General features: G+C 61.4%; 7 protein-coding genes and 3 pseudogenes. 6 read left to right on the forward strand and 4 right to left on the reverse strand.

Going from position 1 to position 8,917, the window contains the following annotated elements; translation table 11 throughout:
• On the reverse strand, nt 1-354 hold a 354-nt coding region (locus QZ409_RS12645; RefSeq protein WP_296711691.1), incomplete at its 3' end, for a hypothetical protein.
• A gap of 124 nt (nt 355-478) precedes the next feature.
• Between QZ409_RS12645 and hppD the strand changes: the two genes are divergently transcribed.
• Genes hppD through QZ409_RS12660 form a run of 3 tightly spaced genes read left to right on the forward strand, consistent with a single transcriptional unit; the run spans nt 479 to nt 3,940 of the window.
• Nucleotides 479-1,597 carry a 4-hydroxyphenylpyruvate dioxygenase gene (gene hppD, locus QZ409_RS12650; RefSeq protein WP_296711693.1) on the forward strand — a complete coding sequence of 373 codons (1,119 nt, stop codon included), beginning with the start codon at nt 479-481 and terminating at the stop codon, nt 1,595-1,597.
• Between the two features lie 5 nt (nt 1,598-1,602).
• Nucleotides 1,603-2,910 (forward strand): homogentisate 1,2-dioxygenase, encoded by a 1,308-nt coding sequence (gene hmgA, locus QZ409_RS12655; RefSeq protein WP_296711696.1) that lies wholly within the window; start codon nt 1,603-1,605, stop codon nt 2,908-2,910.
• Nucleotides 2,911-2,923: 13 nt separating this feature from the next.
• On the forward strand, nt 2,924-3,940 hold the full coding sequence (locus QZ409_RS12660) for a fumarylacetoacetate hydrolase family protein (protein ID WP_296711698.1): 1,017 nt from the start codon (nt 2,924-2,926) through the stop codon (nt 3,938-3,940).
• Nucleotides 3,941-3,950: 10 nt separating this feature from the next.
• Here QZ409_RS12660 and phhA read toward each other — a convergent pair whose 3' ends face one another.
• Nucleotides 3,951-4,856, reverse strand: a complete 906-nt coding sequence (gene phhA, locus QZ409_RS12665; RefSeq protein ID WP_296711701.1) for a phenylalanine 4-monooxygenase — start codon at nt 4,854-4,856, stop codon at nt 3,951-3,953.
• A gap of 297 nt (nt 4,857-5,153) precedes the next feature.
• Here phhA and maiA point away from each other — a divergent pair, with 297 nt between their 5' ends.
• Together maiA and istA are read left to right on the forward strand one after the other, a co-directional pair.
• The gene (gene maiA / locus QZ409_RS12670) at nt 5,154-5,786 is read left to right on the forward strand and encodes a maleylacetoacetate isomerase (protein ID WP_296711703.1); all 633 of its coding nucleotides are present in this window, start codon (nt 5,154-5,156) and stop codon (nt 5,784-5,786) included.
• A gap of 241 nt (nt 5,787-6,027) precedes the next feature.
• Nucleotides 6,028-6,654: pseudogene (gene istA / locus QZ409_RS12675) on the forward strand (IS21 family transposase); the annotation flags it as partial.
• Between the two features lie 5 nt (nt 6,655-6,659).
• Here istA and QZ409_RS12680 read toward each other — a convergent pair.
• Nucleotides 6,660-6,749, reverse strand: a pseudogene (locus tag QZ409_RS12680) (beta-hydroxydecanoyl-ACP dehydratase); the annotation flags it as partial.
• 223 nt (nt 6,750-6,972) lie between these two features.
• On the opposite strand from QZ409_RS12680, the gene QZ409_RS12685 reads away from it, so the two are divergent.
• Nucleotides 6,973-7,926 carry a TIM44-like domain-containing protein gene (locus QZ409_RS12685; RefSeq protein ID WP_296711705.1) on the forward strand — a complete coding sequence of 318 codons (954 nt, stop codon included), beginning with the start codon at nt 6,973-6,975 and terminating at the stop codon, nt 7,924-7,926.
• An 802-nt stretch (nt 7,927-8,728) separates the two neighbouring features.
• On the opposite strand, the pseudogene QZ409_RS12690 reads toward QZ409_RS12685, so the two are convergent.
• Nucleotides 8,729-8,917: pseudogene (locus QZ409_RS12690) on the reverse strand (hypothetical protein); the annotation flags it as partial.

Below are 8,917 nucleotides of genomic sequence, written 5' to 3' on the forward strand. Positions count from 1 at the left end.
GACGCAACCAATCGCGGCATAGGCCGCGCCCGGACGGCCATCAGGCCGCCGGATCGAGGGATCCACGCCGCAATCACCAGAGAAAATGATCGTTGCGGGGCGAGCAATCGCTTGCACGGCGACTTTTTCAACGAAATCGGCAAGATTGCAGTCAATCGCGAAAGGACGGCTCGGCGCCAAGTGCGGCCATTGCCGGCCAGAACCATGAGCTTCCGGAATCGACCCCAATGAGACGGCGGGCCTGACATCCTGACGTCTCCTCTCGAGCGCGAACCGGTCATTCCGTCGGCACGGCAAATCCGCCGACGCGGCTCGGAAGCCTCCGTTCAAGACGCCGCTGATCTCGCTTTCCACGGAACCAGCGGTAGCCCCGCGGGACACCGCCGAAAAGCCGCTTACATTCCAATGCCGCCCGCTTGGATGCTTACTTGCCGGCGCCTATATTCTGAACGCGAGTTCAGAAACGGAAGCCCAAAGCATGGGACCCTTCCCCCACGACGCCCCACCCGCAACGATCACTGCAGAGAACCCGATGGGCACGGACGGGTTCGAATTCGTCGAATTTGCCTGTGGCGCGACCGATAAGCTTGGCGCGCTGTTCGAACTCATGGGCTTTACGGCGGTGGCGCGGCATCGCTCGAAAAACGTCACTCTCTACCGCCAGGGCGACGTCAATTACGTCCTTAACGCCGAGCCCGACAGCTTCGCCGCCGATTTCGCGAAAAACCACGGCCCTTCAGCCTGCGCCATGGGCTTCCGCGTCGCCGACGCGCGACACGCCTTTGAACGGGCCATCGCCCTGGGCGCCAAGCCCGCTCCGACCCAGGGCGGGCCGATGGCGCTGAGCGTCCCGACGATCGAGGGCGTCGGCGGCGCGCTCATCTATTTTGTCGATCATTATGGCGATAGAGGCTCGCTATGGGACGCCGATTTCGTTTGGATCGGACAGCGCGAGCCAAAACCTGAGGGAGCCGGCCTCCATTACATCGATCATTTGACCCACAACGTCTATCGCGGGCGCATGGACTATTGGGCGGACTGGTACAAACGCCTCTTCAATTTCCACCAAATCCGATTCTTCGACATTGAGGGCAAGCTCACCGGGCTGCGATCGCGCGCGATGACGAGTCCGTGCGGAAAGATCCGCATCCCGATCAACGAGAGCGCCGACGAGAGCAGCCAAATCGAGGAATATCTTCACGCCTACAAGGGGGAGGGAATCCAGCACATCGCCTGCGGTTGCCGGAATATTTACGAGACGGTCGCGGCGCTGCGCCGGGCCGGACTGGAGTTCATGCCGCCGCCGCCGGATGCATATTACGCCAGGATCGACGAGCGCGTCCCCGGCCATGGCGAGCCAGTCGACAGGCTGAGGGAACTCGGCATTCTGATCGACGGCGAGCAGGCAAGCGAGGGCGGCGCGACCAGAGTGTTGCTCCAGATTTTTTCCAAGACAATGATCGGTCCGATTTTCTTCGAGTTCATCCAGCGCAAGGGTGACGAGGGATTCGGCGAAGGCAATTTCCGCGCGCTGTTCGAATCGATTGAGGAGGATCAGGTCCGGCGCGGTGTCCTGAAACCCAAGGCCGCGGAGTAACGCCAATGGCCGCCACGTCGGAAGGCTATATGCCCGGTTTTGGCAATGATTTCGAGACGGAAGCTCTCGCCGGGGCTCTCCCCGTCGGCCAGAACTCGCCGCAGCGCTGCGCTTACGGGCTCTACGCCGAGCAGCTTTCGGGTTCGCCCTTCACGGCGCCGCGCGGGTCGAACGAGCGGTCCTGGCTCTATCGAATCCGTCCTTCCGTCCGGCATGCGGCGCGGTTCGGGAAGGTCGATTTGCCCCATTGGAAAACGGCGCCCTCCATCCACGAGCACGACAGGCCGATCGGCCAGTATCGCTGGAGTCCGGTTCCGATCCCCGACTCAAAGCTCACCTTTGTCACCGGCGTTCGCACCATGACTACGGCCGGCGACGTCAATACACAAACGGGCATGTCGGCGAGCATTTATTTCGTCACCGAGTCGATGATCGACGATTATTTCTACAATGCCGACGGCGAACTGCTCATCGTCCCGCAGCAGGGCTCGCTCTCCTTCTTCACGGAATTCGGCCGCATCGCGCTTGCTCCGGGCGAAATCTGCGTCATTCCACGCGGCGTCAAATTCAGGGTCGAACTCATCGACGGCCCCGCCCGCGGCTATATGTGCGAAAATTACGGCGCGAAGTTCACGCTTCCGAACCGTGGTCCGATCGGCGCCAATTGTCTTGCCAACCCGCGCGACTTCAAGTCGCCCGTCGCCGCCTTCGAGGACAGGGACGCGGCCAGCCGGTTGACAGTCAAATGGTGCGGCAAGTTCTATGCCTGCGAAATCGGCCATTCCCCACTCGACGTCGTGGCGTGGCATGGCAATTACGCGCCATACAAATATGATTTGAGAACGTTCTCACCCATAGGGGCGATTCTGTTCGATCATCCAGACCCGTCGATCTTCTCGGTCCTGACCGCGCCCTCGGGGGAGGAAGGCACGGCCAACATCGACTTCGTGATCTTTCCGGAGCGCTGGCAGGTCGCCGAGCATTCCTTTCGGCCGCCATGGTACCACATGAACATTATGAGCGAATTCATGGGACTGATCTACGGTCGGTATGATGCAAAGCCGGAAGGATTCGCGCCGGGCGCCATATCGCTGCACAATTGCATGTTGCCGCATGGCCCCGACGCGGAAGCCTTCGGCTGCGCCTCGAACGCAAGGCTCGAGCCCGAAAAGCTCGAGAAAACGCTCGCTTTCATGTTCGAGACGCGCTTTCCCCAGCACCTGACCCCTTACGCCGCCACGCTCGAGACCTTGCAGGAGAATTACGCCGACTGCTGGGCCGACCTAAGCAAAAGATTCAACGGCAAACCATGAGAATGAACGGGCAATGAAACTCGCCTCGCTCAAGCACGGACGGGACGGCCGGCTCGTCGTCGTATCGAAGGATCTCACCCACGCGGCGCTGGCGGCAGACATCGCGCCGACGCTGCAGGCGGCGCTCGACAACTGGACGCAAGCCGCGCCAAAACTCGCCGCGCTCGCGCGGCGCATTGAGGCGCTTTCAGTCGAGACCTTCCCTTTTCGTGAGCGTGACTGCGCCTCGCCGCTGCCGCGAGCCTATCAATGGGCCGATGGGTCGGCCTATGTGAATCACGTCGCGCTCGTCCGCAAGGCGCGCGGCGCGGACTTGCCGCCGTCGTTCTGGACTGACCCGCTTATGTATCAGGGCGGTTCCGACACGTTTCTCGGCCCGCGCGATCCGATCCCGTTCATCGGCGACGAAAGTTTTGGGCTCGATCTCGAAGCGGAAATCGCCGTCATCGCCGACGACACGCCGATGGGCGTCGACGAACGGACGGCGCGTTCGCATATAAAACTCCTCATGCTCGTCAATGACGTGACGCTGCGCGGACTGACGGGACCCGAACTCGCCAAGGGATTTGGCTTCTACCAATCAAAACCGTCCTCGGCTTTTTCACCCGTGGCGGTTACGCCGGACGAGCTGGGCGCCGCCTGGGATGGCGCGAAGCTCAACCTCCCACTGCTCTCCTTCGTCAACGACGCGCCGCTCGGCAGGCCCGATGCCGGAATCGACATGACTTTCGATTTCGGCCGGCTGATCGCCCATGCGGCGCGCACGCGCATGCTGTCGGCGGGCACGATCATCGGCTCCGGCACGGTGTCAAACCGCGCCGCCGATGGCGGTCCCGGCAGGCCCATTTCTTCGGGCGGCCTCGGTTATTCCTGTCTCGCTGAATTGCGGGTCGTGGAAAAACTTCTGGAAGGCGAAACCCGCACGCCGTTTCTGAAACCCGGCGACCGCGTGCGCATCGAGATGCTCGACGAACGCGGCCAATCGATCTTCGGCGCCATCGAGCAGGAAGTGACATCGAACGGGCGCTGAGACAGCCGGCTCATGCAGCGGAGGCAGGAGCTTTACCCTTGGCGCGGAAGTAGTGGAAATCGCCTTTGGCGATGATCCGATCGCCCTCGGCAAGCGCGTGGGCCTCGATATCCGGCGCTGAGCGGAGGCGGTCGTAAAGGGGGGCGAAATCCTGGTAGCAGTCGTGAAGGAGCTGCTCGAAACTGTCGATCACGAAATAGGTCTGCTGGAAATCGTCAATCAGGTATTTGGTGCGCATGATCCGCTCGAGATCGAAGGCGACCCGGTTTGGGGACGTATCTTCGAGCGCGAAAATCGTCTCGGCCGGCGATGACATGATGCCGGCTCCGAAAATGCGCAGTCCGACCGGCGAGGTCATCAAGCCAAATTCAACGGTGTACCAGTAGAGGCGGGCGAGGTGATGCAATTGCCCTCGGTCGAGAGCCCGGCGGCCGCCCTTGCCATAGGCCTCGAGAAACGCCGCATAGACTGGATTGGCGAGCAGGGGCACGTGTCCGAAGACGTCGTGGAAGACGTCCGGCTCTTCGAGATAGTCCAGTTCCTCCTCGGGCCGGATGAAGGCGCCGGCCGGAAAGCGGCGATTGGCGAGATGGTCGAAGAAAGCGTCGTCGGGAATGAGGCCGGCGACCGGCACGACGCGCCAGCCAGTCATCGCCGACAGTTTCTCGGATAGATCCGCGAAATCGGGGATGCCGGAGCCGGACAAGCCGAGCCTGGCCTTGGCTTCGAGAAAGGCGTCGCACGCGCGGCCCGGCAATAGTTTCGCCTGGCGGGCGAAAAGGCGGTTCCAGCGGTCGTGCTCTTGCGCCGAATAGGACGGCCAATTCTGGTCGATGGTCCAGTCTGCATTTCGCCGCGCGTTGGCGTAGCGATTGCGTGGATTTAAGGGCTCTGCCTCGAGGCTCTGGTTGCTCACTTGGCTCTCCCTCGGACTTGGCTCTCCCTCGGACGCCCGTCAAAAGTCCCCTTTTTCATTGCGACGGCAAACCCAAGGCCCCGCATTTGCCGCGAATGATGGCGTTCGTCTCATATATGGCGCGCGCCAGGCCTCACGAAAAGAGGCCGGGGGCCCCAAACAGACGCGAGCGCCACATTGGGCTTCCGCCCGAAGATGCTTCTTCCGTTGCGCGTCAATCCCACAGATTATTCGTGAAAATGGGCCGAGACCACTTGCGCCTCCTTGGGGAGCCCGGCGCATTCGCGGAGACCAAAGATGAAGCTCTATGGCTATTTCCGTTCCTCGGCGGCCTATCGCGTACGAATCGCGCTCAACCTCAAGGGGTTGGCGGCCGAATATGCGCCCGTGCATCTCGTGCGCGGCGAGCAGAGACAGGCGGGGTTCCTGGCGAAAAATCCGCAGGGACTGGTCCCAGTGCTCGAACTCGATGACGGGTCCTTGCTCACTCAGTCCCTCGCCATTATCGAATATCTCGACGCGCTGCAGCCCGAACCGCGACTGATCCCGACGGACGCCCTGCTTGCCGCGAAGGTTCGAGCCATCGCGCTCGCGATTGCCTGCGATATCCATCCCCTCAATAATCTGCGCGTGCTCGATTACCTCAAGAATGAACTCCACCATGGCCGGGAGGACGTTGGCGCCTGGGTTCGCCACTGGCTGCTGAAAGGAGGGCTCGACTCGATCGAGCACATGATCGAGTCGGCCCCGTTCTGCTTCGGCGCAAGCCCAACTCTCGCCGATGTCTGCCTCATACCGCAGATCTTCAATGCGCGGCGCTTTGCGGCGCCTTTGGAACATCTTCCGAAGATCAAGGCCGTCGAGGCGGCATGCGCCGAATTGCCCGCCTTCCGCGCAGCTCATCCTTCGCAACATAGCGATGCCGAATAGGCCCGAATATCGCGCCATTCGATTCCGTCGCTCCATCGACTGCTTTTTTCTACATCGGACCTTCGGCCTGCGACCGGATTCCGCCCAATAGTGCCGATGAGCATTCCTGGCGCGAATTGCCGCCTTGGGTCAGGTTGAGACTATCGAAGCTGTCTGAGATGGTCCGCTCAGCGCTGTTTACCGGGCATTCCCTTGGCGGTTCGTGCGAGGTTAGAAGACGGCCAAATCCGGCCCAGCCGTGCCGCAAGCCTTTGTTCCTCTGAATTTTGCTCCGGGCGAGGTCTGCCAATTTGATTGGAGCCACGAGCAAGTCGAACTCGCTGGCGTCATGCAGACCATCAAGGTCGCGCATTTCCGCCTGACTTTCAGCCGCCAGATGTTCGTCGTCGCCTATCCGCGGGAAACGCAGGAAATGGTGTTCGACGCCCACAACCGGGCCTTCGCCTTCTTCGGCGGCGTGCCCTTGCGCATGGTCTATGACAACCTGAAGGCGGTGGTGGAAGCGATCTTCATTGGCAAGGAGCGCCTGTTCAATCGCCGCTTCATGGCGCTGGCGAACCATTATCTGTTCGAGCCGGTCGCCTGCACGCCGGCCTCGGGCCGGGAGAAGGGGCAGGTCGGCAACATTCGGGAATGGTTGTTCACCCCGCTGGCGCGGTTTTCCAGCTTTGAGGCGCTGAATGATTGGCTGGCAACGCGCTGCCGGGAGTTGGCCCAGCGCAAGCGTCCGGCGACCCCGCGCCATCCCGCGCGCCTCAACCTCGCCGACTGTTTCTCCTACGCTTGCGCCAAGGCCTACTGGGCGCCGCTCTTGTTTAAAGGAGGAGATGATTTCGCGCTGACCGATGTCAATAAGACGCGGGCCTGAATTCATGGCAATTGCGGATTGCCTGGGCCGAACAATTCGCCCCGCCCGCAAGCAATAAGATCTTCATACTCAAAACTCGGGCGCCGCTCGGACATTTCGTTTCACTCTCTCATCCCCGCTCGCAGCCAAGCGCCGGAATTGGGGGCGGCCTTCTATGGCAAGCCGAAAGCATAACCCCCAGGCGTTTTTCATCGCTGCGGAGCATCAATCGTCATAACCGGAGGACCGAATCCGGCCGCCGCCTTTGCACTTTGACCAACGATAAACAATATAAGCCATGCGGGCAGCGACACGCTCGTGCAACCTCAGGACAAAACCATGGCCATGCGCCAAAAAACCTTGATTTTCACTCTGGCTGCCCTTGTCGCCTTTGGCTATTCCGCCGACAGCTTCGCCAAACCGGGATTTAGCGGCTCCTTCGGCAGTCGCGGCGCGCGCACTTTCAGCGCTCCGCCCCCAACCGCGACGGCGCCTCGCCCAGCCGCTCCGATCGAACGTTCGATGACGTCCCCGTCACCAGGGATGGCGCAGAATTATGCCGGATCGACGGGCATGAACTCCGGCGGCTTCATGTCCGGCGGTTTCGGGCGCGGCCTGCTTGGCGGCCTTGTCGGCGCCGGGCTGGTCGGCATGCTGTTCGGAAGCGGTTTCGGCGGCGGGCTCGGCGGAATATCGTCCATTTTGGGCCTCGTGCTTCAGATCGGGCTTCTATTCCTCCTGTTTAAATTCGTCATGGGCTTCCTGCGCAGGCGCCAGCCGGCGTATCAAGGCGCCGCATACGATAGCGGCGCTGCGCAAGGCCCGCGCCCCGGTTTTGGCGGTTTCGGAGGCTTCGGCGGAGGGACCGGGAGAACTGTGAAGCTCGAAATCGGTCCTGGGGATTTCAATGTTTTCGAACAGCGCCTTGGCCTCATCCAAAAAGCCTATGGCGCCGAGGACATGGCCGCTTTGCGCGCTCTGGCGACGCCTGAAATGGCCTCATATTTCGCCGCGGAGATCGAAGAGACCGCAAAAAAAGGCCTGGTCAACAAAATCTCCGACGTGACCTTTCTGCAGGGTGATCTTGCGGAAGCCTGGCGCGAGCCCGAAAGCGATTATGCGAGCGTCGCGGTCCGTTTCTCGCTGATCGACACGATGGTTGATCGCGCGACCGGCAAGGTTGTCTCGGGTGATCCCGTGACGCCGGAGGTTTCGACCGAAATCTGGACATTCGCGCGCCGTCCGGGCGGGGCGGCCACGGATTGGAAATTGTCTGCAATTCAGCAAACCTGACCTTTTGCAGGGCCGCGAACCTCGCGGCCCTTTTTATCGACGAAGGCGAAGCGCTAAGACAAAGACGGCTATGCGTCTGAAAATTGCGCTTGTTGCTTTAATCGCTTCCGGCGCCCGCCAGGGCGTTGTGAAACGCATCGAGCGCTAAATTCGCGGCGACAACTTCGTGCCGACTTTCCGTCTCCCGATCAGATCGCCCAGGCGCAAGTTGCGACCGGGGAGCAAAGTTATGAAGGACTATGCGATGACTTCTATTGCAAACGTTCGGACTGTCTTGTTTCCGCCCCTTGAGTCGACCGATCCTACACCGTCCGTGAAAAGCACGGGCGCGGCGGAGGCCAATTCCCCGATCTATCGACGGCTATCCTCTTCATCCAGGACGAGTGCCAAGCGCATGGTTGCCGGCCGGTCACGCATTTTGACCTGAGCCTCGCCTTCATTCGCGCCGGGGGATGATCTTGCGCGACGCCGAATGTTCTTCGGCGTCATCGCTGCCCTCCGCCCGTTCAAATGCTGACGAGTCTGGCTCGATGAGCAGGAAATGAGGCAGCAGCCCCCTCAGAGCAAATGTCCGCTTTGAGGCCTTGATTTACATCCCGGGCAGGTTCGGCGACCGACCGCCTTGGGTCAGGATGAGCCGACCAACAGCACGAAGGATAGGCCGTTATCCGGTCTATAGCCGCCCGTCGCCGTTGGACCGGATCGCGCCAGCTTCGGTCATTACCGGGCGCGATGCCGATCTTCCGGAACCGGCTCGCTGCGGTCGTACGAAATGAAGGTTCCGCCGGCGGCTATCGCACACTCAGCGGACGTTCCGAAAACGAAATGAACCAGCGCTCGTGACCGATGCTGGGTCGCGTCCCGCCGAGTGGTGTAGCTGAGCGGGAGCAAGCCGCTTGCGAAGCGCGCTCATCATAGCGCCGTAGCGAGCGAGCGGCTTGCGGTGGTCATCGACGATTTCTGTGGTCAGAGTTGGGTTGCGAACATCAAC

It is taken from the genome of Rhodoblastus sp., from assembly GCF_019449565.1.
GTDB lineage: Bacteria > Pseudomonadota > Alphaproteobacteria > Rhizobiales > Beijerinckiaceae > Rhodoblastus.

Bases quoted from the DNA above. Each gene is read 5' to 3' on its own strand.
- QZ409_RS12685 (WP_296711705.1), top strand. From the start codon at position 6,973: ATGGCCATGCGCCAAAAAACCTTGATTTTCACTCTGGCTGCCCTTGTC.
- maiA (WP_296711703.1), top strand. From the start codon at position 5,154: ATGAAGCTCTATGGCTATTTCCGTTCCTCGGCGGCCTATCGCGTACGA.
- QZ409_RS12660 (WP_296711698.1), top strand. From the start codon at position 2,924: ATGAAACTCGCCTCGCTCAAGCACGGACGGGACGGCCGGCTCGTCGTC.
- hppD (WP_296711693.1), top strand. From the start codon at position 479: ATGGGACCCTTCCCCCACGACGCCCCACCCGCAACGATCACTGCAGAG.
- hmgA (WP_296711696.1), top strand. From the start codon at position 1,603: ATGGCCGCCACGTCGGAAGGCTATATGCCCGGTTTTGGCAATGATTTC.